Consider the following 23,860-nt stretch of genomic DNA (forward strand, 5'->3'; position numbering starts at 1 on the left):
CAGAAGTCGCGGGATCAGGCGGGGGCTTCCACTTTGGCGGCCATCCCGCCGATCTCGACGACATCGCCGTCACGAAGCTGGCGGCCCCGACGATCTTCGACCTCACCGTTGACCGAAACCATGCCGTCGGCGATCACTTCCTTCGCCTCCGCGCCCGATTCGATGAGGTTCGCGAGCTTGAGAAACTGACCGAGCCGAATCATTTCGTCGCGGATGGGTACTGCTGGAATGTTGTCGGTCATGTCAATCATCTTCCTCCTCCCACAAAACTGGACACGACAGACCACACTTAGCGTGAGGATCTGATCGACCGGTAGGAGAGGAAGCTCGATGGCACCATTGACCGAGGTATCGGACACCACTGCAGAGTTGGTGGAATCGCCACCCGAAAATCCGCGCCAGGCGCGTCGATTCCGCAAAGGGCGGTTCAGCCAGGTTCCCCATATCTCGGGACTGATCCTCGGAGTCTTCTCCGTACTGGTGTTCCTGTGGAGCATCTCGCCGGTACTGCGGCACATCCTCCGCGTCCCACGCGAATACATCGACAGCTACTACTTCGACGCACCGGATACGAGCCTGTCGTGGGCGCTCGTCGTCGCCCTGCTCGCCGCCGCCCTCGCGAGCCGCAAGCGCATCGCCTGGTGGCTGTTGACGATCTACCTGTCACTGATCACCCTCACCAACATCGCCTCCGCGATCGTCGACAAGAACCCGAACAACGCCGTGGCGGTTGTCGTTCTGCTTGTCGTGATCGGAATCCTCATCGCGGCGAGGCCCGAGTTCTACACACGCGTACGGCGCGGCGCCGGCTGGAAAGCACTCGGCGTACTGATCGGCGGCATGGCTGTAGCGACCGTGATCGGTTGGGGCCTTGTCGAACTCTTCCCAGGTGACCTACCGCAGAACCAGCGATTCCTCTGGGCCCTGAACCGCGTCACCGCTGCAGCTTCGGTCGACAACGAGGTGTTCGACGGCCACCCGCGTGTCTTCGTCAACACGGTCCTCGGTCTCCTCGGTGCCATCGCGCTACTCGCAGCCGTCATGACGCTCTTCCGCGCGCAACGCTCCAACAACGCGCTCACCGGAAACGACGAGTCCGCGATCCGCGGGTTGATCCAGAACTTCGGCGCCGACGATTCGCTCGCCTACTTCGCCACCCGCCGCGACAAGGCCGTCATCTTCGCACCGAGCGGCAAGGCCGCGATCACGTACCGCGTCGAGATCGGCGTCTGCCTCGCCAGTGGTGATCCCATCGGTGATCCTGAAGCGTGGCCGCACGCCATCGAAGCGTGGCAGGGGCTCGCATCGCAGTACGGCTGGGCGACGGCCGTCATGGGCGCCAGCGAAACCGGGGCGACGGCATACAAGAAGGCGGGCCTGAGCGTCCTGCAGCTCGGCGACGAAGCGATCCTGCGCACCCGCGAATTCAATCTCAACGGACGCGACATGCGCCCGGTGCGCCAGGCCGTCACTCGCGTGAGGCGTCACGGCGTCACCGTGCGGATGCGACGCCATCGCGACATCCCGCCCGAGGACATGGCAGCCGTCATCATCCGCGCCGACGACTGGCGCGACACCGACACCGAGCGCGGCTTCTCCATGGCGCTCGGCCGACTGGGCGATCACCTCGACGGCGATTGCCTCCTCGTCGAAGCCGTCATGGGTGAAGGCACCGAGGACGAAAGCGTCGTCGGCATGCTCTCGCTCGTGCCGTGGGGACCGAACGGTGTTTCGCTCGACCTGATGCGCCGTAAGCCGACGGCGCCCAACGGTGTCGTCGAATTGATGGTCTCGGAGTTGGCCACACGTTCGGACGAGATCGGCGTCGTGCGAGTTTCGCTCAACTTCGCCGTGTTCCGCTCGGTGTTCGAGGAAGGTTCGCGCATCGGCGCGGGCCCGATCCTCCGCATCTGGCGCTCGGTGCTCGTCTTCTTCTCCCGCTGGTGGCAGCTCGAAGCGCTGTACCGCTCGAACGTGAAATACCAGCCGGATTGGGCGCCGCGCTTCCTCTGCTTCGAGGACAACCGCGAACTGCCGCGCGTCGGATTCGCGTCGGCCATCGCCGAAGGCTTTGTGGTGCTGCCCAGTTTCGGGCGCAAGTCCAGCCAGGTCGTCAAGCACACCGGCACGCATGCGGCGGTGCCGGCAGCTCTGGTGACTTCCGAAGGACTGCATGCCGACGGCAGCCCGCCGGACTCGGCTCCGACGTTCACGACCAACGGTCCGCGTCGACCCGAGCAGGTCCGCGTGCGCATGAACAAGCTCGCGCAACTGGCCGACGAAGGGATCGCCGCCTACCCCGTCGCCTATCCACCGACGCACACGATCGCGGCCGCAGCGAAGTCACCGGAGGGCACCCGCGTGCGAATCGCGGGACGCCTCCTGCGGGTCCGCGACTACGGCGGAGTGGTGTTCACGGACGTGCGCGACTGGTCCGGCGACATCCAGGTTCTGGTCGACCAGGACAACGTCGGCCGCGAGAAGTTGGCGGAGTTCGCTGCCGAGTTCGATCTCGGTGACCTGATCGAAGTCAGCGGAACCATCGGGCGCAGCCGCAAGGGCGAGCTGTCGCTCATCGCCGTCGAGTGGCGCATGAACGGCAAGTGCCTGCACCCGCTGCCGGACAAGTGGAAGGGCCTCTCGGATCCCGAGACCCGCGTCCGCCAGCGGTACCTCGACATCGCCCTCAACCCGAAGGCCCGCGAACTGCTCGAGGCCCGAAGCGCCGTCGTGAAGTCGCTGCGCGATTCACTCGGTGGTCGCGGATACCTCGAAGTCGAGACCCCGATTCTGCAGCAGGTGCATGGCGGCGCGAATGCCGCTCCGTTCCTGACACACATCAACGCGTACAACCTCGACCTCTATCTCCGCATCGCACCCGAGCTGTACCTGAAGCGGTTGTGCGTCGCCGGTATGGAGAAGGTGTTCGAGATCGGCCGCGTGTTCCGCAACGAGGGCGTCGACTTCAAACACAATCCCGAGTTCACGATCCTCGAGGCATACGAAGCCCACAGCGACTACGAGGGCATGATGCGGATGTGCCGCGAGCTGATCCAGGCGGCGGCCGTCGCAGCATTCGGTCGCGAGATCATCATGCGTCCCGGCCCGGACGGCGAACTGGTCGAGGTCGACATCTCCGGTGAGTGGCCGGTGAAGACGATGCACGGCGCCGTCGCCGAAAAACTTGGTGTCGACGTCTCCCCCGAGACAAGTCTCGAAGACCTGCAGAAGTTGTGCGACGCCAACGAGATCCCGTACCAGTCCAGCTGGGATACCGGCGCCATCGCGCAGGAAATGTACGAGCATCTGGTCGAGGACTACACGGAGTTCCCGACGTTCTACACCAACTTCCCCACCTCGATGTCGCCGCTCACCCGGCCGCACCGCAGCATCCCCGGCGTCGCCGAGAAGTGGGACCTGGTGGCGTGGGGCGTCGAACTCGGAACCGCATACAGCGAGCTGACCGACCCTGTGGATCAGCGCAACCGGCTCACCGAGCAGTCGATGCTCGCGGCCGGCGGTGATCCAGAAGCGATGGAATTGGACGAGGACTTCCTCCAAGCCCTCGAACACGCGATGCCGCCGACGGGTGGTCTCGGGATGGGCGTCGACCGAATCGTCATGCTGATCACGGGTGGCAGCATCCGCGAGACGCTGGCCTTCCCCCTCGCGAAACCGCGTCAGTAGTCCGGATTCTCGCGTGCCGGAATTGTTCCACGTGAAACCACCGGGCGAGATATTGCAGGTCGGCGAGAGCCGACTGCATGTTCTTGCCGAGGGCGACGGCCCCGTCGTCGTCTTGTGCGGCGGGCTGGCGGGCAATTGGTTCGACTGGGATGACTGCGCGCGTCATCTTCAGTCGGACCACACCGTCGTCCGCTTCGATCGCCCGGGCTTCGGGCTCAGCGAGCCTACTTCCGAAGTTCCGACCGTCCGCGGCGAAGCTCAGCGGATCCGCGACGTCCTCGACACACTGGGACTGACTGGTCCGGCCGTGGTGGTCGGCCACTCCATCGCCGGTTTCTACGTCGAAGGTTTCGCGCGCCTGTTCCCCGATCGGGCGGCGGGGATGCTCCTCCTCGATTCCAGTGCCGAGAAGGAGCCGAAACGTCTTTTCCCCCGCGACCTGCTGCTGATCGCCTCCCGAGCCGCCGCCGCTTCGTTCAGCACCACCGGGCTCCAACGACTCCTCGGCACGACGACGCGCAAGATCCTCAACCAGTCCGTGCCGCCGAGCGGGTCGTCCGAAGCCACTCTCGAATGGGTCCGGAAGGTCTACCGCGAGCCTCACTATCTGGAAGCGGCGATGATCGAATACGTCGCGTACACCGATATGGCGCTGGAGCTCACCGCTTTACGACGCTCGAGCAAGCATCCACTGCCCGACATCGACCTCAGCGTCGTTGCCGCACACACTGGCCACACCACTCCCTGGTCCATCGCCTGGATGGCAAAGCAGCAGAAACTCGCCACCTACCTCGGTGGGAGTTTTCACGTCCTGCGCCCGGCGCATCACCACGCGATGATCGACCAACCCGAGGAGTTGGCGAACTTGATTCGGCGCCTCACGCAGCCGAACCGTCGGGGATGACACTTAAAGTTACAACTCGGACAGTAGCCGGATCATTGCTAGTCTCGGACAGCTTCTGCTTTCTACGACAGGCTGACCATGGACCGTTCGACACGTCGGGTGCGCTCGTGCCTGATTTTCGTGGCGATCCTCGTTGTCGCCCTGGCGGGCATCGCCGCCCGTCCGCCCGGTTTTCTGTCGACCTTCTGGCCCGCCAACGCAATCCTTCTGGGCATTCTCCTCCGTAACCCGCGCTCGTTTGCGCCGATCGGACTCGCTGTCGGCGGCGCCGCGCTGCTGACGGCGGATCTTGCGACCGGAAGCCCCGTGCAGAGGGCCTTCGAACTGAATGCGATCAATCTGGTCGGCGTCACGACAGGATTGATCGCCGCGAACTTGCTCGGCTGCTTTCCGCGGCGAATCTCCGAGACGAAGTACACGGCCAGAATCTTCCTCATCTCGGTTCTGGCGTCGTTCACGGCCGGGTCCGCCAGCGCACTACGCACTCAACTCCACGAAGGAAGCGGTGCGGCAACGGAATTGGTGGGGTGGTTCTTCGCCGACCTGTGTACGTATCTGATCGTGCTGCCGATCGTTCTGTCGGCACCGACGCTCGAACACATTCGAAGAACCTGCGGGCCGTCCGTGCGGCAGAGTCTGCGCTTGAGGCGGCTCGCACAGATCCTGGCACCTCTGGCCGCTCTCCTGGCCTGTCTGCCACTCGCCCTGGAGGTCCAGGGAGCCCTTGCGCTGCTGCTGCCGATGCCGGCGCTCCTGTGGTGCGCAATGCGTGTCTCACTGTTCAGCACTTCGCTCCTGGCAGCCGGATGGAGCGCGTGGGCACTGGTCATGGCGGGTAAGGGACGTCTGGCACTGGCAGATCCGGTGCACCTACTCAGTGAGGGGGTGACCACCCGGATCTCCGTCATCTTGATGGCACTCTCCCCCATCGCCGTAGCCGTCGCCACTGGCGCACAGCGGCGCGCTGAGCGAGAACTCCAACGCATCGCCGAATGCGACGCCCTCACCGGAACGCTGAGTCGCCACGCGTTCTGGACCCAATCGCAGGAACTCCTCGACGCCCAGCACGCGGCGCAACGACCGATCGCCGTCATGATGCTCGATCTCGACCACTTCAAATCGATCAACGACAACCTCGGCCACCTCACCGGCGATTCGGTCCTCGAACAGTTCGGAAACACCCTCCTCGCCGCTACCGAAGGGCTGGGACTCTCCGGCCGACTGGGTGGTGAGGAATTTGCCGTCGCCGCCGCCGACTGCACCTTCGAGGAAGCCATCCAGCTCGCGGAGCGCATCAGAGAGGCGCAAGAGGCCCCCGCGCGATCCATTCGCGGTTTCGCGGGAACGGTCAGTATCGGCGTCGCCTGGGCCGATCGCGCGATGCCGGGCATGGAGACTCTGCTCGATATCGCCGACAACGCGATGTACCAGGCAAAACGCGACGGCCGAAACCTCGTGGTGGCGTTCGATCTCTACATGGCAAGGTGACGTAGGTGCAACTACTCCTGATCCGACACGCGCTCCCCGAACTGGCCGAGGTCACCGAAGGCCGCGCAGATCCCTCGCTGACCGACGAAGGTCGTGCCCAGGCACTACGGCTGCCCGCAGCACTGGCGCCGTACCGGATCACCGGGCTCTTCAGCAGCCCGCAGAAGCGCGCACTGGAGACCGCAGCCCCGGTAGCGCAGATATTGGGCCTTCCGGTCACCCAGCGCGAGGGTCTGGCGGAATACGACTACGAGCAGTCGCACTACATCCCGATGCACGAGGTCCTGGAGCGGGCGCCGGAAACCTATGCGCGAATCAAAGCCGGCTGGCTCCCCGAGTCGGTGGACGGCGACGCCTTTCGTGCGCGAGTCCTCGGTGCGATCGACGAGATAGTCGCGGCAACGGACAACGACGCCACCGTGGCGATCTTCTGCCACGGCGGCGTCGTCAACATCGTTCTGCAGGAACTGCTCGGACTGGAGCGCCCGTTGACCTTCCCGATCGAGTACGTGTCCGTCACGCGCATTCTCGTGTCGCGTAACGGAAGCCGCAGGGTCGGGTCGATCAACGAAACCGGTCACGTACGCAACATGCTTCGCGTGTAGTCACACGTGGTGGCACGCCACCTGATGGCCGGCCTCGACGAGACGCAGCTCGGGAACTACCTCGGCGCAGAGATCAGTAGCCAGCGGGCACCGCGTGCGGAAGCGGCAGCCACTGGGCGGATTGAGCGGCGAGGGCAGTTCGATGACCTTCTGCTCGACGTTCTGCGCCGCGGTGACGGTGGCGTCGGGATCGGGAATCGACGCCAGCAGTAGCTGCGTGTACGGGTGAAGCGCGCGGTTCTGCATGTCTTCTGCGGGAACGATTTCGCAGACGCGGCCCAAGTACATGATCATCACGCGGTCGCTGATGTTCTTCACGACGGCCATGTTGTGCGCGATGAACAGCAGCGACAGCCCGTGACGCTTCTTCGCGTCCTCGAGCAGGTTCAGAATCTGCGCCTGCACGGACACGTCGAGACTCGAGACCGGCTCGTCACAGATCAGGACCTTGGGGTCGAGCATCAATGCGCGGGCGATGCACACGCGCTGGCACTGACCACCCGAGAGTTCGCGTGGGGTTCGATCCCACACCATGTCCGGGTCCAGCCCGACCTCGGCAAGAACCTCGCGTGCCCGAGCTTCGATGGCGGCCTTGTCTTTTCCGCCCCAGATCGACGGACCCTCGGTGATGAGAGCCTTGACCTTGCGACGCGGGTTCAGGGAGGAGATCGGATCTTGGAAGATCATCTGCAACTGAGTGCGGCTGCGACGCAATTCTTCCGCGCCCAGTGCCGTCATTTCGGTCTCTCCGAGGCGAATGGAGCCCGACGTCGGTGAGGGCAACTGCATGATCGCCCGGCCCGCCGTGGACTTGCCACAGCCGGATTCACCGACAACGCCCAATGTTTCACCCGGAGCGACGGTGAAGCTGATCCCGGACACGGCATGAACGGTCTGCCCCTTGCCGACGTTGAATTCGACGACCAGGTCCTCGACCGTCAGGGCCGCGTCCACCGTCTCGGGCTTTCTGGTTTCGGTTGCTGCAGTCATCAGACCATCTCCTTCACCGCGAGCGAGAGGCCCGCTGCGGTAGTGCCGGCCTTCTCGTTGGTGACCAATGCCGTTGTGCCTTCAGGGGTGTCGACCGGGTAGTGGCACGCGAACGTGTGGCTTTCGGTTGTGTTGTCCCCCGGTCCGCCGGGAGCCAGGGCCGGGTCGCCGGTCAGGCAGTCGTCCTGGGCGTAACGGCAGCGGGCGGCGAAGCGGCAGCCGGTGATCGGCTTCGTCATGTCCGGGAGACCGCCCGGAATTGTCTGCAGCACTGTGTGCGTCGGTGACTCGAGTCGCGGAATCGCGGCCATCAGCGCTTCGGTGTACGGGTGGCGAGGACGAGTGAACAACTCTTCGGTCGCCGACGTTTCCACGACGGAACCGGCGTACATGACCGCAACACGGTCCGATCGACCCGAGACCACACCGAGGTCGTGGCTGATCAGAATGACGGCCATGTTGAGCTTGTCGTTGAGTGAGGCGAGCAGATCGAGAATCTGCTTCTGCACCGTCACGTCGAGAGCGGTGGTCGGCTCGTCGGCGATCAGCAGTTTCGGCTCGCAAGCCAGCGCCATCGCGATGACCACGCGCTGTCGCATACCTCCCGAAAGTTCGTGGGGGTACTGGTCGAGCCGACGCTTGGGCTCGGGGATACCCACCATCAACAGGAGTTCCGCTGCGCGATCGCGGGCCGCGTCCTTCTTCAGACCCAGGTGGAACTTCAAGGATTCGGTGATGTGGGTACCGATGCGCTTGAACGGATTGAGCGAGGTCATCGGATCCTGGAAGACCATGGCGATCTCGGGTCCCCAGAAGTGCTTCATCTCCGACTTCTTCATCGTCGACATGTCGCGGCCGGCAAACGTCACCGTCCCGCTGATGTCGAGAGCCGGGCCCTTCTGGAGCAGTCCCATGATAGTGCGCCCGAGAACCGACTTGCCGGAACCGGATTCACCCACGATGCCGAGAGTTTCGCCGGCGGAGACGTGGATCGAGACACCGTCGACTGCTCGCAACTGGCCACGGGGAGTGGCGAATACGGTTCTGATGTTGTCCGCCTGCAGCAGCGGAACGCCGTTCTGAGCTGAAGTGGTCACAGCTTACTCCGATACTTCTCGCCGATGAGGTTGAAGGAGAACACCGTAAGGAAGAGGAAGACGCCTGGTACCAGGACGATGAACGGATGCTTCTCCACGATCCCGCCCTGACCTTCCGCAATCATGTTGCCCCAGGTCGGATCAGGTTGTGCGATACCGAGTCCGAGGAAGCTCAGTGATGCTTCCGCGACGATCAGGCCGGAAACGGCCACCAGTCCGAGCGCGGCGACGGGAACGAGGACGTTGGGAACCAACTCGCGCCAGATGACGCGCCATTTGGTGGCGCCCATGGCTCTCGCGGCAAGCACGAACTCCCGTTGGGCGACGACGATGGTGTTTGCCCTGGCGATTCGAACCATGCTGGGAATGCAGAGAATCGACAGTGCGAGGGTGATGTTGCGCAGGTTCGACGTGAGCACCGCGGCCAGTGCGATGAGCAGCACCAGAGAAGGAATGGCCAGCAGCGAGTTGGTCAGGATTCCGACCACGGCGTCGACCTTGCCACGGAAATAGCCGGCCATGACGCCGATGGTGCCACCGATGATCATGCCGATCAGCACGGCGCAGATGGCGACAGTCAAGGAGGCGCGAGCACCGAACAGGGCGCGGGCGAGGAGGTCGAGACCGAAGTTGTTGGTACCCAACGGATGATCGGAGAGCAGGCTCGGCGAGGCGAAGCCCGGCTCGGCCAAGGTCTTGACCGTGTCCTTGTACTCACCGAGTGGCAGCAGCGGCGCGAAGATCGCGGCCAGGATCAGCGCGCCCAGCCAGATGCACGCCAACCAGTACGAGAGATCGAACTGACTGCCCCACTTGGACGTACCGAGTTTGCCGAGACCCTTGAAGAGGAAAACCAGGGCAACGAGCGCGAGCACGATGCGGACGGTCATCATGATCGCTGAACCGAAGAGTGCGGTGCCGAGCAGCGCAACGCCGACCACTGTGAGAATCGATCCGATCAGGACCAGATTCTTGGGCTGTTCCAGCGTCTCGACGGGACTGGGAGCCAGCAGGACTGTCTGCTGCCGGTATGTCATCACCTCGGACGGGGCCGGCGACGGGGCCGCTCCGTCTGGCGTCACTTCAGACATGGACACGACGACTCCTCGGGTCAAGATAGGTGTACAGAACATCGATCGCACTGTTGACGAGGACGTAGATGACCGCGATCACGACCACCGCGCCCAGCAGCATCGGCGAATCACCCTGCTGCGCTGCGCGGACGATGAGCGTGCCCATTCCGGGCAGTGAGAACAGCGTCTCGACGATCACGGTGCTGCCGATCATGCCGCCGAGAGCCAGACCCATCATCGTGATGAGCGAGAACGACGACGGGCGGAGCGCGTCGCTGAAAAGCACTCGCAGCGTGGGCATTCCCTTGGCCTTCGACGCGAGGATGTAATCCTCACGGAGCGTCGTCACCAGGTCGGATCGGAGAACGCGAGTGAACATCGCCATCTCGAGGAGGCTGATGGTGATCGCGGGAAGTATTGCGTGTGAGAGGTTTCCGGAGAGGCTGTCGCCGATGCGCACCCACTGTGATCGCGGGAACCAGCCGAGCCAGTTGACGGTGACCATGATCAGCAACAGACCGGCGAGGAAGCTCGGGACGGAAAGAACACCGAATGTCGCGGCGCTGATGACGCGGTCGATGACGCCGCCTTCGTGGTGCGCCGACCAGAGTGCGAGCGGAACTGCGACGACGAGTGCGATGACCAGACCCATCACTGCCAACTGAACGCTGACGGGGAGAGCGGAACTGATCGCGGTGAGGACGTCCTGCTGCGGGGGAACGAGCGAGTTGCCGAGGTCGCCCTGGAGAGCGCTGGTCAGCCAGTCCCAATAGCGAACCAGGAGTGGATCGTTGAGTCCGAGCTGCTGCCGAACTTCCTCGTACTCGGCAGGCGTTCGGCCTTCACCGAGAACGGAGACAGCGGGATCGCCGGGGATCAGTGATGCCAGCACGAAGGTTCCGAAGCTGACGATCAGGATCACAATGACGAGCTGGCCCAATTTCTTACCTATTGCGCCGATGTTCATCGATTTCGTCTCCTTCGGACAGCGAGCTCGCAATACACAGCAGTTCCTCTGATTTCATTTCTTTGTTCGCAGCCGGCCCCGATCCGCTGCAATACGGGCGCGGGGCCGGCTGTGAACTTCAGGCTCTCTAGGACTTCCAAGCTCCGTCGAAGAGCACGATTCCGTCGAGGCTCTGCTCGAGTCCGTGAACGTTCTGGTTCCACACGTCGAGTGCGGCGACGTTGCCCCACACCTGCCACGGGACGGTCTCGTTGGCGCGTTCCTGGATCTGGGCCAGGACTGCCTTCTTGTCCTCGTCGGTGGTTGCGACGCCCAACTTGTCCAAGAGAGCATCCATTTCGGCGTCGGAGTAGCCGGTCGCGTTGTTACGACCACCGGACTTGATGCCCGTGTACAGACGCTCGTAGGGATCGGCCTCGGCGAGGCTCAGTGCTGCGGTGCTCATGTCGTAGTCGTGATCGGCGTACATCCGCTTGACCAGATCACCTGCACCGGTGACGTATTCGATCTGAGCGTCGAAGCCGACTGCGTTGAGCATCGCCTGGATGGCCAGAGCCGTTGCCTGTGCGGACGGTTCCTGGATGGAGAGGAAGGTGATCTTTCCGTCGTAGCCGTCGGCCTTGGCCTGATCGAGCAGTTCCTTCGCCTTGGCGGGATCGACGCCGATCGGTGCGACGTCGTTGTGCCAGCGCGAGGTGTCCTGGAAGATCTCCTGGCCGGGCAGTCCCTTGCCGTTGTTGACGCGGGTGTTGAGCGTCTCCGGATCGACGGCCAGCGCCATCGCCTGGCGGACACGGACATCCGAGCCCGGGCGGCCCGGGGCCATGTTCACGTTGGCGATGTAACCGAGCGACGGGATGTCGACGAAGCCGGGGTAACCCGACTCGATCAGATCCAGGATCGGGGTGAGCGTACGCATGTACGCGGCGTCGATGCCGCCCGTCTTGAGTGCTTCGGCGGTGGGCTGAGCTCCGACGATGCTGATCAGCTTGAGCTTGTCGATGTTCGGTGCGCCGTCGTAGTAGTCGGGGCGAGCAGCCAACAGCAGTTCCTCGTTGGGAGCGAACTTCTCGAGGGTGAAGGCGCCGGCGCCGATCGGGGTGAACTGGTCACCCTGCTGGGCGCTCGGGGCGACGATCATGCCGGGTCCGGTGGCGAGCATCGACTGGATGCCTGTCCACGGATCAACGAGGTTGAAGACCACGGTCGTCGCGTCGGGGGTGTCGATCGAGGCAACCTTGGAAGCCCACAGGCTCGACTGAGGTCCCTTGTTGGTGACGTAGCGGTTGATGCTGTCGGCGACGGCCTTCGAGTCGAGAGCTGTACCATCGCTGAACTTCACACCGTCGCGGAGCTTCAGCGTCCAGGTCTTGCTGTCCGAACTCGCTTCGAGCGACTGAGCGAGCTTGGGCTCGAACTTCTGCCCGATGGGGTCGTAACGCATGAGCACGTCGTAGATGGCGCTGAGCTCGCTGCCACCGGTGGCGCCGGCAACCTGAGCCTTCGCGGGATCGAGAGTCGTGACCGCCGAGTAACCGCTGAACGTCAGCGTGCCGCCCTTGGTGGGAGTGCCGGGATCAGCCTGCTCGTTGACCATGCCGATCTTCAGCGAGGAACCGGAATCAGCGGATTCGCCGCCGCCATTGCTCGAGCCGTTGTCGGCGCACGACGCCAGGAACATACTTGCGGTGATCGCCAGCGCAGCCGCAGCCAATCTGCGACTTCCGCGGCGGGAACTACGACTCATTCGAATGCCTCCAAGGCGGGGTAAGACCGTGACGTGATGTTGAACACGAAACAGTCTGTGATGGGAGGCACAGAAAATTGGATCGAGTCTCGCTCAGTGGAATCGGTTAAGTTGCAGGCCTCAACAGTCAGGTAAACCGACCCTGGCCAGCGGTTACCTTCGTGGACAGCAGACCAGCCGGTCTAGTCCCGGTCGAGCGTCGCTTCCTCGAGATCGAGCTCGCGAAGTACCTTCCGGAGGACCTCGTCGTCGATCCGGCCGGCATCGCGTTCGGCGATGAAGACGCCTCGCTCGGCATCGATCATCTCGAGGCGCAGCGAGCGGAAGGCGTTCGACGGGCTCTCCCCCAGATCCTCGTCGCTGCGTCCCAGTCGCTCCCACGCCGAGTTCGCGCGGTGGGTGTTCCAGCTTCGCAAGATGTCCGCGGCACGATTGCGGACCTGAGGGACGTCGTCGGCGTCGGCTCCGACCAATTCGTCCAGCCGCGCCGCAGCGGCCCGTGCAGCCTTGTCCTGGGCTGCCGCCTCGGCGCGGGCGTCGGACTGCTCTTCGTCCCCCTGCACGCCGAGGACACGGATCACCCACGGCAACGTCAGGCCGTGCAGCAACAGCGTGCCGACCACGACGACAAACGTCAGGAAGAGGATCAGCGACCGCCCCGGGAAGTCCTCCCCACTGTTGACCGTCAGCGGAATGGCGAAGGCAGCTGCCAGCGACACGACCCCTCGCATACCGGCCCACGACACGACGAACACCGCCCGCGCCGAAATCTCCGGCTCCCTCGCTCGAATACGCGGCGACAGCCAGCGCGGTACGTACGTGAACGGGAACACCCAGGCGATTCGGACCACCACGACGGTCACGAGAACGGCAACCGACGCCCAGACGACGATCGAAGTGCTGTACCCCTGCAATCCGTTGACGACGCTGGGCAATTGGAGACCGATCAACAGGAAGACGAACGACTCCAGGATCAGGTCGACGGCCCTCCACACTGCCGTGTCCTGCAAACGCGTCGCATAACTCGCACGGGTGGAGCGCTGGCCGAGGAACAATCCGGCTACGACGACCGCGATGACGCCCGACGCGTGGACCTCTTCCGCAGCCAGGTAGGTGAAGAACGGCACCACCAATCCGATTCCGCTCTCCATCACCGGATCCTGGAGCTTGCCGCGAACCTTCGAGATGACGAACCCCACCGCGAGGCCGATCACCGTTCCACCGACCGCCGCGACGAGGAAGGTCTCGAAGCCGCCGATCAGCGTCGCACCCGTACCGACGGCAGCCGCGAGAGCGACCTTGTACGCCGTCAGAGCGGTGGCGTCGTTGAGCAGGCTCTCCCCGCCCAGCAGGGTCATGATTCGGCGCGGCAGGCCGAGCTTGCGTCCGATTGCGCTCGCGGACACCGCGTCCGGCGGCGCCACGATGGCGCCGAGAACCAGAGCAGCCGCTATCGAGAACTCCGGCACGATCAGGTAGGCGACAAAGCCCACCGCAGCCGTCGTCGCCAGGGGAAGCCCCACCGCGAGAAATCCGATCGGACGCAGATTCGAGCGCAAAGCCAGGTATGAACTGTCCAGTGCTGCCGAGTACAGAAGTGGAGGCAACACGACGAACAGGACGAGGTCGGGATCGAGTTCCAATTCCGGAACACCCGGTATCTGACAGGCGATCAAACCGACCAGGACGAGGATCAGCGGCGAAGACAGCCCGAACCTTCGCGCGACCGCCGCCACCAGCAACGCCGCTACTACAACCCCCAGTAATATGCCGTTCACCCTGGCAGCATGCAGTATGGAAGGCGATGAAGAAAATCCTGAAGCGAGCAGCAGCTCGCACACAGCAGCCCGCACCCGCTCCCACCGGTTGCGAGGAACTAACCAATGCGCCCGAAACGGACCCGGCGGCGCTTACGCCCGGCGTCTGCCAGGAGTGCGCCGAGTTGGGCGAGGATAACTGGTCTCACCTGCGCATGTGCCTGTCCTGCGGCCACGTCGGATGCTGCGATTCCAGCCCTCATCAGCACGCCACCAACCACTACCGCGAAACCGGGCACCCGGTCATGCGCTCACACGAGCCCGGCGAATCCTGGCGCTGGTGCTACGTCCACGACCTGATGGACTGACCGCGCGCGACTGGCGGTGCACTGCGCATAGTGCCCACCTGTCACGGCGCACAGCCCTCGGTGTTGCGCACATTGCTCAATCCACCGGGTAGCTATTGCTCAATCTGTATGCCGATGATGGACTTTGACGCAGAATCTGCACAACAGATCGACAGGTGCGGCTGGACTTTGCCGCACCGAACGGTTCGGCCTCAGGAAGTCCTGCCAAACATCACAACCACATCGTCGGCCCCACGATCTGGGGTACAGGCGGTGCGGTGATCGATGTCCACTACTGAAGGCAGGACCGGCCGTGAACAGCCCCAACATCGACCAGAACGCTCCCGAGTCACTGGCGGAGATCGAGAAGCGCGTTCTGTGGTTGTCGACCGCGATGATCCATCACGCCAACCGTGTCCGTCCGAATCCCAGCGGGCTCAAGGTCGGCGGCCATCAGGCCTCGTGCGCGTCGATGGTCTCGATCATGACGTCGCTGTGGTTCGGCCAACTTCGTTCCGGCGACCGGGTTTCCGTCAAGCCGCATGCGGCGCCGGTGCTCCACGGCATCAATTATCTGCTCGGTGAACTCGACGAGTCCTACCTGACGACTCTGCGCGAATTCGGGGGCCTGCAGAGCTACCCGAGTCGATCGAAAGATCCTGATCCGGTGGATTATTCGACCGGTTCGGTGGGCATCGGCGCGACGGCTCCCATCTGGGGCGCCATCGCTCGCCGATACGTCGACGCCTCCCTCGGCGGCGCCGGAACCGGGCGTCAGTACTCCCTGGTCGGTGACGCCGAACTCGACGAGGGCGCTGTGTGGGAAGCAGTTCTCGATCATTCGGTTGCCGAACTGGGTGAGATCGTGTGGATAGTCGACCTCAACCGCCAATCACTCGACCGGGTGGTGCCGAACATCGCGGCAACCCGCCTGGAGCGCATGTTCTCGGGTGCCGGTTGGCAGGTCATCACCGTGAAGTTCGGTGCGCTGCTGGAATCACTGTTCACCCGGCCGGGCGGCACCGCGTTGCGCGAACGAATCCTGGACATGCCGAATCCGGAGTATCAGCGTCTGCTGCGATGCACGGCCGACGAGGTACGTCTGAGACTGCCCGGCGACGCGGCGGACGCCGACGCGATCACGGCGCTGATCGACGACCTCGACGACGCCACGGTGCTCGAGGCCATCCGCAATCTCGGTGGCCACGACCTCGACGCTCTGCGAGAGGCGTACGCACAGATCGACGACACCCGTCCCACCGTGATCATCGCGTACACGATCAAGGGTCGGGGTCTGCCGACGCAGGGTCATCCGCAGAACCACTCGTCGCTGCTCACCACCGAGCAGTTCGAGCACCTGGCGTCGGAACTCGGCATGGATCCGTCGAAGCCCTGGGAACGGTTCGAGACCGACAGCCCGTCCGGCCGCATCTGCGCCGAAACCGCTGGGCGCCTGACTCGCCCGAAGGTGGAGCATCTGGTGCCCCCGGCAGTTCCGAAAGACATCGGCCGTACGCCCTCCGGCACGTCCACCACTCAGGCAGCTCTGGGCCGGGTACTACTCGACCTGAGCCGCGAAGCGCCGGACGCCGCGAAACGTGTTGTCACACTGAGCCCGGACGTCAGTTCCACCACCAACCTCGCAGGCTGGCTGAACAAGGTCGGCGTGTGGTCCCCCGACGAGCGGCACAACTGGTTTGCCGACGACGCCGAAACGATCATGCACTGGCGTGAGAAGCCCACCGGTCAGCACATGGAACTCGGTATCGCCGAGACCAACCTGGTCGGACTGATGGGCGAACTCGGCGCAACGTGGAGTCGTTGGGGACAGCCACTCTTCCCTATCGGCGTGATGTACGACCCCTTCATCGAGCGGGCTCTCGAACCGTGGTCGTACGGCATCTACGCCGGTGGACAGTCGATCATGGTCGGCACTCCGTCGGGCGTCACCTTGGCCGCCGAAGGTGGTGCGCACCAGTCGATCAAGACCCCGTCCATCGGACTGGAACAGCCGGGTTGCACCAGTTTCGAACCGGCATTCGCCGTCGACGTGGAGTGGACGCTCCTCGACAGCATCGGACGCCTGGGCCGACCAGACGGCAGCTCGTCGTACCTGCGCCTGTCGACCCGTCCGGTCGATCAGGCCCTGGCCGCGGTACCGACCGATCCGGCTGCGCGAGAACGCCGTCGACGTCAGGTGGTGGCCGGGGCATACACACTGCGGCACAACCCTGATCCGGCCGTCACCCTGGTCGGCATGGGTGCCACCGTCACCGAAACACTGGTCGCAGCCGAAAGACTGGGCGAGCAAGGTATTTCCGCCGACGTCGTGTGCGTGACCAGCCCCGGCTTGCTCTTCGAAGCGCTCCAATCGCGGCGCGGTCTCGCGGACGGCCCGTCGTGGATCCTGGATCAGGTCTTTCCGAGCAGCCGGTCCGCGCCGATGGTGACTGTTCTCGACGGACACCCGCACACCCTCGCGTTCCTGACGGGAATCAACAATGTTCCGGGTGCTGCGCTCGGAGTGAGCCGGTTCGGTCAGGTCGGTTCACTCGAGGACGTCTACCGGTACCACGGCCTCGACTCCGACAGCATCGTCCGCGCCGCCCTCGATCTCACTTCTTGATCGATCACACTCTCTGATGCCGAGAAGCGTCCCCGCAGGGACGCTTCTCGGGTCCAGTCAGTTCTTCAGCTGTCTAGTTCTTCCAGGCCTTGTCGAAGAACATGATTCCGTCCAGGCTCTGCTGAATGCCGTGGACGTCCTGTCCCCACACACCGAGCCACGGGGTGTTGCCGTAAACCTGCCACGGCACAACCTCGTTGGCGCGCTCCTGAATCTTGGCGAGCACCTCGATCTTCGCGTCGGTCGACGTCGCGACACCCAACTGGTCGAGAAGCGAATCGATCTCGGGGTCGGAGAAGCTCGTGGCGTTGTTCCGTCCACCCGACTTGAGATTGGAGTACAGACGCTCGAAAGGATCGGCTTCCGCGAGGTTGGCGGAACCTGTTGCCATGTCGAAGTCGCGGTCGGCGTACAAACGCTTGACGACGTCGGCGACCGAGTTGACGTACTCGATCTGGAAATCGAATCCGACGGCGTTGGCCATCGACTGCAGTGCGAGAGCCATCGCCTGCGCCGAATTCTCCTGCAGCGTCAGGTATGTGATCTTGCCGTCGTAACCGTCGGCCTTGGCCTCGTCGAGAAGCTGCTTCGCCTTGGCGGTGTCGACGCCGATCGGAGCGACGTCGTTGTGCCAGCGGGAGGTGTCCTGGAAGATGACCTGTCCGGGCAGACCCTTGCCCTCGTTGAGTCGGTTGTCGAGTGCGACGGGATCGGTTGCGAGCGCCAATGCCTGGCGGATGCGCACGTCGGCACCGGGACGACCGGGTGCCGTGTTGACCAGCGACAGGTAGGACAGCGACGGAATGTCGACGAAGCCCGGGTAGCCGGAGTCGATCAGATCCAGCACGTTCGGTAGCGAACGCATGTATGCGACGTCCGTGCCGCCGCTCTTGAGCGATTCGGTGGTGGACTGCGAACCGACAATGCTGATCAACCGCAGCTTGTCCACGTTCGGGGCACCGTCGAAGTAGTCCTCCCGAGCGTCGAGGATCAATTCCTCGTTGGGAGCGAACTTCTCGAGGGTGAAGGCACCCGCGCCGATCGGGGTGAACTGATCACCTTGCTGGGCGCTCGGCGCGACGATCATGCCGGGGCCGGTGGAGAGCAGTGACTCGATACCGGTCCACGGGTCGACGAGATTGAAGACGACCGTCGACGGATCCGGAGTGTCTACCGACGCGACCTTCGACGCGTACAGACTCGACTGCGGTCCCTTGTTGGTGACGTAGCGATTGAGGCTCGCCGAGACGGCCGCCGAATCCACCGGCGTCCCGTCGCTGAACTTCACACCGTCACGCAGTTCGAGGGTCCACGTCTTGAAGTCGGAACTCGGCTCCATCGACTCTGCGAGCTTCGGAACGAATTCCTTGGACGCCGGGTCGTACCGCAGGAGCGTGTCGTAGATCGCGCCCAACTCCGAACCGGCGACCGAACCGGCGATCTGAGTCTTCGCCGGATCGAGATTGGTGACGGCGGAGTACCCGCTGAACGTGAGGGTGCCGCCCTTGACCGGATCGCCCTCGCCGGACTGCTCGTTGACCGGGCCGATGGACAATCCCGAACCGGAGTCCGGTGCGTCGCCGCTCCCACCCCCGTTCCCGCTGTCAGCGCACGACGAGACGAACAGGCCGGCGGAGACTGCCAGCGCGACGGCGGCAACCTTGCGGTGACCGCGCCGAGAACTGCGACTCATTCAAAACCTCCAGGTCAGAAACTGTGATGTGAAGCATTGTCGAGACAGTTTGTGACTTAAGGCACAGGTATTAGTCGCAGGTCCCGCTCAGTGGAATGAAGCGCGACGATTCGTCAGTTTCGAGCGACATTCGCAGGTCAGACCCTTAGCGAAGGTCAGGAATTCATTCTGATTCAGGCGCCTTTCAACGGATGGATCGCCGGAGCGCCGTCGAGAAGTGGGCCGGCGGCGGCCAGCGCGGCCTGTAGATGCGGGGACTGCATGTGCGCGTCCAACTCCTCCTGCCCGCGCCAAGTTTCGATCGTGACGAACGTGCCGGGCGCAGCCGCTGACTCGAACAACTCGTACGACACACAGCCGTCCTCCGACCGACTCGCCTCCGCGAGAGTTGTCAGAGCCGATCGGACGTCGTCCTCGGAACCGGACTTGGCCGGGATGGTTGCAACTACACGAAGCTCGCTCATCGGATACCTTTCGCAGAGGGGAAGTCAGCTAGAGACACACGCAACAAACGTACACACGAAAAGGGCAACCAATGGGGCTACTGAAGGACGTCACCGGCTGGCGACGCGGAACGAAGTTGCAGCGTCGACTGCGCGATCTCACCGGCACGCTGGTGGTGATCACCGGTGCGGGCAGCGGCATCGGGCGTGAAACGGCCCTCGCCTTCGCCGCCCAGGGAGCTATCGTCGTGGTCTCCGACATCAATCTCGAAAGCGCGCAGGACACTGCGGCACTTGTAAACATCCCTTCGCAAGCCGGCGGCGCCGAAGCAGTGTTCGGTGGCGGTGCCCACGCCTATCAGGTGGACGTGTCCGACGAACAGGCCGTGATTCGGTTCGCGGAGACCGTCGCGGCACATCACGGCGTACCGGACATCGTCGTCAACAACGCCGGAATCGGGTTCTCGGGAACGTTCGCCGACACCGAGCAGCGCCAGTTCGAGCGCGTCATGGACATCAACTTCTGGGGAGTTGTCTACGGCTGCCGGGCATTTACCCCGATGATGATCGACCGGGGAACAGGAGGGCACGTCGTCAATCTGTCCTCGGCCGCCGCGTACACACCACAGAAGGCCCTCACCGCGTATTCGACAAGCAAAGCAGCGGTATTCATGCTCTCGGATTGCCTACGGGCAGAGCTGCTTCCACACGGCATCGGCGTCAGCACCATCTGCCCCGGCCTCGTTCACACGAACATCCTCAAGACCACCGAGTTCGCCGGGACCACCGCCGAGGAGCAGCTCGAGAACCAGACCAAGGTCGACAACTTCTACCGCAAGCGCAACTTCACGCCTGACCGAGTCGCCAGTGCCATCGTGAAAGCGGTTCGCACAAACAAGGCCGTCGTACCCGTGACCGTCGAAGCCAAGCTCGGACGCACGATCAGCCGGTTGTCTCCCGGGTCGATGCGCGTCGGAGCTCGGTTCGAGATCTAGGTCAGCTTCCGAAACTCAGGCTGCCCGTGAAACCCTGCTGCACATCGGCTTCCGAGCGGGAAAGAACCTCGTAGGTGCTGGCGTACTGGCCACTGAAACCGGTGACGGTGATCGGGCGTCCGACGGCGACGGCATCGAGGTCGATTCCGGTCTGTGTGTTGACGAAGATGACGGTGTTTCCCTCGGCGCCCGAGACCAGGATCTTGTGGCCGTACGGCAGATCGTCGACGACGGGTCCGTTCACGATTCCGGACACCGTCACGAGACGACCTTCACTGCCCTCACCGATTGCATTGAGGGGCAGTCGCGCCGGGCTGATCTGGGTAGTCGTGCCGATTACCTCGACGGCAGTCGGGCGGACGACGAGCAGGCCTTCCTGATCCGCGAGGACTCCGGTGACCTGAACCCGATCGCCGAGAACAACCCCGGAATTGTTCGGATCGCTGATGTAAATGCCCGAATTGCCGCTCTGGAGACCAAAGCCCTTGTCGTAGAAGCTGGATTCGAACACTCCAGACGGCGTAGTCGCGGTTCCCACGACGGTGACCGTCGTTCCGATGGCCTGCGCACGGGCTGCCGCGATGGAGTCCGCGGACACCTCACCGACAACTGCTGCCGGCTCCGCCGTCGCTGCAGTACCGACAAACATGGTGGCTGCAGCCGCAACTGCCAGTGCCGTCACACCCCGGCGCAGGACCGGACTCGCAAGAACGCTGTCTCGAAACATGTTTGAGGACTCCCCTGTGATTTCGTGGCCGCGCAGGTGCTCCTGATGGAGTCCGCCTTCGCCCACCCTGAGGCACAGGTTATTACAGGTCGGACGCCGCAGCGGTGGTGACATTCCGCCACCACCGCTGCTTCAAGGCATCCGAGTTTTCAGGAACCGGAGCTTCCGGACGAACCGCTCGAGCCACTGGAACCGCTGGATCCTGTTCCGCCACCGAGATCGTCGAGAGGATCGCTACCGGTGAGGCCGCCCGGGTACAGGTAGGCGTCGGAGATCGTGCTGAGCGAGGTTCCGGACGTGGCCGGTACCTTTGCTCGCCAGTTGACGATCGGGTTCAGCACTCCGAACGGTCCGCAACCACTGGCGGCGGGCAGCGCGAAGCCGGTGGCCTGGTTCCCGACCGGGCTCACCTTCAGTGCATTGTCCGGGAGCACCGTGTAGGTCGGTACCACCGACGGGTCAGGCGCGAGACGAAGATTCACCGGCGCAGCCGCGGAGCCCAGGTAGCAGTTGTCGCCGAGGAACGCGTTGTTGATCTTCATCCGCACCGGGATGCTCAGATCCATGTCGGTGATGATGCCGTTGAGGGTCGGGGCAGCGGTCGCCTCCACCTCGGCGGTGACTGCGGCGAGGCCGAACAGATTGCCGAACGGCAGGTCGATTCCGAGGACTCCACCCGGAACGGTCAACGGCTTGGAGTAGACACCGTGGTGTCCGTCGTCGCGCGGGAGAAGAACGGTGGACTCACCTTCACCGGAGCCGGCCTCGGCGGCGATGATCATGTCGCCTTTTCCGATCGGGAGGTTGAAGCCGTTGTTGTCGAAGGTTCCGCTCTGAACCACAACCGACACACAGGATTCGGCAGTAGCCGGACACACTGCGGCACCGGGTATCGAATTGTCGACCGGATCCTGAGCCGAGGCCATCGGCGCCGCGAACGCGAGGACCGCACCTGCGGTACCTGCAATGACGGCCACGCGCGTGCTGAGACGTCTGTTGCCGTTCTTGTGAGATTTCTGCACTGATTTCTCCCTGCCGTTTATGTGATGGGGGACGAAACTCGCAGTCATTGCTTGTGTTTCGACCGCCGCCGACAAGGTCTTGCGGTGTGCTCCTACTCACAAGTAACAACTGAACAGATGTATATCACAGGACTTCGACTTAAAAACAGGGCAAAAGGGAGTTTCCTTAAAACGGACAAAATAAGCGGTACGGTGTGTAACACTCACGGGTGATGAACACGAACAGACTGGTCCTCTGCGTCGCGGCAGCGGGCCTACTCCTCAGCGGCTGCAGCAGCCAATCCGACAGCGACGCATCGGAATCCACTTCTGCGGCCACCAGCACGTCGGTTGCGGCGACGTCGAGTTCGACTGCCCCCAGTACGCTTTCCGAGCTGCCGACCAGCCCGCTCGCCGCAACAACTCCGGAAGCCGCGCCGAGCGTCGTCGAATCGACGCCCCCGCCGGTATCGCTACCAGTAGCGCCAGCGGCCAATGCGCCGATCGACGCCCGGTCACCGGAAGAGATCGTCGCGAACGCCGGAGAGAAGGGGCAGCGGTACATCGCCGCGCTGCGTCTGGCCGGGATCCCGCCCGCCGGAATGGATTCCGCAGAGATCCTCTACGCCGACGGCACCTGCAAGGCGCTCGCTGACGGTATGCCTCGGTCCGAAGTGCTGGCGGAGTTCAACTCCGTCGGCGAGGTGTACTCACAGATCACGCCGATGTCCTCGCAGCGCATTGCCGAGATCTACGTCGACACGGCCGAGCAGACGTACTGCTGATCAGGCCTTGCCGGCCAACCAGCCGTGCAGCCAGGATGTAGCCGAATTGCCTGCGCCGTCAACGACGTAACGCGTGTAGTCGGTGTGGACCTGCGAGCCGTAGAAGTCGACCAACTGATCGATGCGCCGCGAGTTCGCGCCCGGATCGAGCTGGGCCATCAAAGCGGGGAGACCGCCTGCGGTGATCAGATCATTGACGATCACGGCGGCCTCGTCGCGCAGCGCGAGCGCACTGGCCGGAGTGGGATCGGACGCCTGAGCCATGAATCCGGCCAGACGCATCACGAAATCGTCCTTCGGCGTCGAGCAGTACAGGTCACCGACCGCGCACAGCGTCACCGTTTTGCCTGACAGCCAACCGAATCCACCGATGCGCGGGCCACTGGCACCGTTACCGCCGACAGCGGGGCCGATCAGGACGTCGGACTCGGAACGACGGGGATCGGACAGCAAACCGACGCCCTCGACGCGAGTCGGGGGAACAACGCCGATGCCGGTTCCGATCTCGGCGGCGAGATCGCCTGCCGCGTCGGCACCCTGGCTGTATCCGACGATCGCGAAGCGAGTGTCTCCGCACGAGGCAGCCATGGCACCGATCATGCCGCGGGCATTGTCGACAGCCTGCTGCTTCGACTTGGCGTAGACGTTGGACTCCCACGGGAAGGCCGTCGCCGAGTAGGTGACGTAATCGGTGCGAACGGAGCCCGGAAGCCCGTTGGTCACCGGGGCGAGCATGCCGGCGCCGGGCCTGGTGCCCGAGGGCTCCCACGTTCCCGGGATGGCCACGACGTACAGGCTGGGGCAGGGATCAGCCGACGCCACGGGAGCACTGACAACCGGTACCACTACTGCCGCAGCAAGTGCCGACAACACCGCAACGAGACGCCTCGCACGCATGAAACTCCCCTGTTTTACCTTCAGCAACCCA

20 protein-coding genes are annotated in these 23,860 nt (G+C 63.7%); 8 read left to right on the forward strand and 12 right to left on the reverse strand.

The genetic code is table 11. The annotated features are described in order from the left end of the window. Nucleotides 1-14: 14 nt before the first annotated feature. Nucleotides 15-242, reverse strand: a complete 228-nt coding sequence (locus V3587_RS25830; RefSeq protein WP_003943569.1) for an RNA-binding S4 domain-containing protein — start codon at nucleotides 240-242, stop codon at nucleotides 15-17. An 88-nt stretch (nucleotides 243-330) separates the two neighbouring features. Between V3587_RS25830 and lysX the strand changes: the two genes are divergently transcribed. The 4 genes from lysX to V3587_RS25850 all read left to right on the forward strand — a co-directional run bounded on the left by lysX (nucleotide 331) and on the right by V3587_RS25850 (nucleotide 6,684). After that, nucleotides 331-3,687: a bifunctional lysylphosphatidylglycerol synthetase/lysine--tRNA ligase LysX gene (gene lysX / locus V3587_RS25835; RefSeq protein WP_003943575.1), complete on the forward strand. Its 3,357-nt coding sequence runs from the start codon at nucleotides 331-333 to the stop codon at nucleotides 3,685-3,687. Nucleotides 3,688-3,700: 13 nt separating this feature from the next. Continuing rightward, on the forward strand, nucleotides 3,701-4,591 hold the full coding sequence (locus V3587_RS25840; RefSeq protein WP_151097454.1) for an alpha/beta fold hydrolase: 891 nt from the start codon (nucleotides 3,701-3,703) through the stop codon (nucleotides 4,589-4,591). Nucleotides 4,592-4,669: 78 nt separating this feature from the next. Continuing rightward, entirely contained in the window at nucleotides 4,670-6,079 is a 1,410-nt protein-coding gene (locus V3587_RS25845; protein ID WP_283377356.1) for a GGDEF domain-containing protein, read from the forward strand. A 5-nt stretch (nucleotides 6,080-6,084) separates the two neighbouring features. Then, entirely contained in the window at nucleotides 6,085-6,684 is a 600-nt protein-coding gene (locus V3587_RS25850; RefSeq protein ID WP_283377357.1) for a histidine phosphatase family protein, read from the forward strand. Here the strand turns inward: V3587_RS25850 and V3587_RS25855 are convergent, their stop codons facing one another. The 6 genes from V3587_RS25855 to V3587_RS25880 all read right to left on the reverse strand — a co-directional run bounded on the left by V3587_RS25855 (nucleotide 6,685) and on the right by V3587_RS25880 (nucleotide 14,336). Then, nucleotides 6,685-7,674 carry an ABC transporter ATP-binding protein gene (locus tag V3587_RS25855; RefSeq protein WP_283377358.1) on the reverse strand — a complete coding sequence of 330 codons (990 nt, stop codon included), beginning with the start codon at nucleotides 7,672-7,674 and terminating at the stop codon, nucleotides 6,685-6,687. Then, nucleotides 7,674-8,771 carry an ABC transporter ATP-binding protein gene (locus V3587_RS25860; protein ID WP_283377359.1) on the reverse strand — a complete coding sequence of 366 codons (1,098 nt, stop codon included), beginning with the start codon at nucleotides 8,769-8,771 and terminating at the stop codon, nucleotides 7,674-7,676. The genes V3587_RS25855 and V3587_RS25860 overlap by 1 nt, the downstream gene beginning before the upstream one ends. After that, the gene (locus V3587_RS25865) at nucleotides 8,768-9,862 is read right to left on the reverse strand and encodes an ABC transporter permease (RefSeq protein ID WP_283377365.1); all 1,095 of its coding nucleotides are present in this window, start codon (nucleotides 9,860-9,862) and stop codon (nucleotides 8,768-8,770) included. The genes V3587_RS25860 and V3587_RS25865 overlap by 4 nt, the downstream gene beginning before the upstream one ends. Next, a complete protein-coding gene (locus V3587_RS25870) occupies nucleotides 9,855-10,811 on the reverse strand; it encodes an ABC transporter permease (RefSeq protein WP_003943571.1) in 957 nt (318 codons plus the stop codon). Before V3587_RS25870 ends, V3587_RS25865 begins: the two co-directional genes overlap by 8 nt. 127 nt (nucleotides 10,812-10,938) lie before the next feature. Then, nucleotides 10,939-12,558: an ABC transporter substrate-binding protein gene (locus tag V3587_RS25875; RefSeq protein ID WP_003943605.1), complete on the reverse strand. Its 1,620-nt coding sequence runs from the start codon at nucleotides 12,556-12,558 to the stop codon at nucleotides 10,939-10,941. 182 nt (nucleotides 12,559-12,740) lie between these two features. Continuing rightward, a complete protein-coding gene (locus V3587_RS25880; protein ID WP_030536674.1) occupies nucleotides 12,741-14,336 on the reverse strand; it encodes a Na+/H+ antiporter in 1,596 nt (531 codons plus the stop codon). A 26-nt stretch (nucleotides 14,337-14,362) separates the two neighbouring features. Between V3587_RS25880 and V3587_RS25885 the strand changes: the two genes are divergently transcribed. After that, nucleotides 14,363-14,683, forward strand: a complete 321-nt coding sequence (locus V3587_RS25885; protein ID WP_003943615.1) for a UBP-type zinc finger domain-containing protein — start codon at nucleotides 14,363-14,365, stop codon at nucleotides 14,681-14,683. A 292-nt stretch (nucleotides 14,684-14,975) separates the two neighbouring features. Next, on the forward strand, nucleotides 14,976-17,288 hold the full coding sequence (locus tag V3587_RS25890; protein ID WP_283377360.1) for a transketolase-like TK C-terminal-containing protein: 2,313 nt from the start codon (nucleotides 14,976-14,978) through the stop codon (nucleotides 17,286-17,288). Between the two features lie 73 nt (nucleotides 17,289-17,361). Here the strand turns inward: V3587_RS25890 and V3587_RS25895 are convergent, their stop codons facing one another. Together V3587_RS25895 and V3587_RS25900 are read right to left on the reverse strand one after the other, a co-directional pair. Next, a complete protein-coding gene (locus tag V3587_RS25895) occupies nucleotides 17,362-18,981 on the reverse strand; it encodes an ABC transporter substrate-binding protein (protein ID WP_230359332.1) in 1,620 nt (539 codons plus the stop codon). A 173-nt stretch (nucleotides 18,982-19,154) separates the two neighbouring features. Then, on the reverse strand, nucleotides 19,155-19,445 hold the full coding sequence (locus V3587_RS25900; RefSeq protein ID WP_003943546.1) for a putative quinol monooxygenase: 291 nt from the start codon (nucleotides 19,443-19,445) through the stop codon (nucleotides 19,155-19,157). Between the two features lie 71 nt (nucleotides 19,446-19,516). Here V3587_RS25900 and V3587_RS25905 point away from each other — a divergent pair, with 71 nt between their 5' ends. After that, nucleotides 19,517-20,419: an SDR family NAD(P)-dependent oxidoreductase gene (locus tag V3587_RS25905; protein WP_003943614.1), complete on the forward strand. Its 903-nt coding sequence runs from the start codon at nucleotides 19,517-19,519 to the stop codon at nucleotides 20,417-20,419. Between the two features lies 1 nt (nucleotide 20,420). Here the strand turns inward: V3587_RS25905 and V3587_RS25910 are convergent, their stop codons facing one another. Beyond that, nucleotides 20,421-21,146, reverse strand: coding sequence for a hypothetical protein (locus V3587_RS25910; RefSeq protein ID WP_283377361.1), 726 nt, complete (start codon nucleotides 21,144-21,146; stop codon nucleotides 20,421-20,423). A gap of 149 nt (nucleotides 21,147-21,295) precedes the next feature. After that, nucleotides 21,296-22,168 carry a hypothetical protein gene (locus V3587_RS25915; protein WP_063315315.1) on the reverse strand — a complete coding sequence of 291 codons (873 nt, stop codon included), beginning with the start codon at nucleotides 22,166-22,168 and terminating at the stop codon, nucleotides 21,296-21,298. Between the two features lie 212 nt (nucleotides 22,169-22,380). Here V3587_RS25915 and V3587_RS25920 point away from each other — a divergent pair, with 212 nt between their 5' ends. Beyond that, nucleotides 22,381-22,932 (forward strand): DUF732 domain-containing protein, encoded by a 552-nt coding sequence (locus V3587_RS25920; protein WP_037130956.1) that lies wholly within the window; start codon nucleotides 22,381-22,383, stop codon nucleotides 22,930-22,932. On the opposite strand, the gene V3587_RS25925 is transcribed toward V3587_RS25920, so the two are convergent. After that, a complete protein-coding gene (locus V3587_RS25925) occupies nucleotides 22,933-23,829 on the reverse strand; it encodes a cutinase family protein (RefSeq protein WP_007735797.1) in 897 nt (298 codons plus the stop codon). Nucleotides 23,830-23,860: the final 31 nt, after the last annotated feature.

This window comes from Rhodococcus sp. IEGM 1306, assembly GCF_036541985.1.
Taxonomy (GTDB): Bacteria; Actinomycetota; Actinomycetes; order Mycobacteriales; family Mycobacteriaceae; genus Rhodococcus_F; species Rhodococcus_F qingshengii.

What these genes read in the sequence shown, in the direction of transcription:
- V3587_RS25855 (WP_283377358.1), bottom strand. Translation starts at nt 7,674, where the DNA reads ATGACTGCAGCAACCGAAACCAGAAAGCCCGAGACGGTGGACGCGGCC.
- lysX (WP_003943575.1), top strand. Translation starts at nt 331, where the DNA reads ATGGCACCATTGACCGAGGTATCGGACACCACTGCAGAGTTGGTGGAA.
- V3587_RS25900 (WP_003943546.1), bottom strand. Translation starts at nt 19,445, where the DNA reads ATGAGCGAGCTTCGTGTAGTTGCAACCATCCCGGCCAAGTCCGGTTCC.
- V3587_RS25830 (WP_003943569.1), bottom strand. Translation starts at nt 242, where the DNA reads ATGACCGACAACATTCCAGCAGTACCCATCCGCGACGAAATGATTCGG.
- V3587_RS25845 (WP_283377356.1), top strand. Translation starts at nt 4,670, where the DNA reads ATGGACCGTTCGACACGTCGGGTGCGCTCGTGCCTGATTTTCGTGGCG.
- V3587_RS25875 (WP_003943605.1), bottom strand. Translation starts at nt 12,558, where the DNA reads ATGAGTCGTAGTTCCCGCCGCGGAAGTCGCAGATTGGCTGCGGCTGCG.
- V3587_RS25920 (WP_037130956.1), top strand. Translation starts at nt 22,381, where the DNA reads ATGAACACGAACAGACTGGTCCTCTGCGTCGCGGCAGCGGGCCTACTC.
- V3587_RS25905 (WP_003943614.1), top strand. Translation starts at nt 19,517, where the DNA reads ATGGGGCTACTGAAGGACGTCACCGGCTGGCGACGCGGAACGAAGTTG.
- V3587_RS25870 (WP_003943571.1), bottom strand. Translation starts at nt 10,811, where the DNA reads ATGAACATCGGCGCAATAGGTAAGAAATTGGGCCAGCTCGTCATTGTG.
- V3587_RS25865 (WP_283377365.1), bottom strand. Translation starts at nt 9,862, where the DNA reads ATGTCTGAAGTGACGCCAGACGGAGCGGCCCCGTCGCCGGCCCCGTCC.
- V3587_RS25925 (WP_007735797.1), bottom strand. Translation starts at nt 23,829, where the DNA reads ATGCGTGCGAGGCGTCTCGTTGCGGTGTTGTCGGCACTTGCTGCGGCA.
- V3587_RS25885 (WP_003943615.1), top strand. Translation starts at nt 14,363, where the DNA reads ATGAAGAAAATCCTGAAGCGAGCAGCAGCTCGCACACAGCAGCCCGCA.
- V3587_RS25895 (WP_230359332.1), bottom strand. Translation starts at nt 18,981, where the DNA reads ATGAGTCGCAGTTCTCGGCGCGGTCACCGCAAGGTTGCCGCCGTCGCG.
- V3587_RS25910 (WP_283377361.1), bottom strand. Translation starts at nt 21,146, where the DNA reads ATGTTTCGAGACAGCGTTCTTGCGAGTCCGGTCCTGCGCCGGGGTGTG.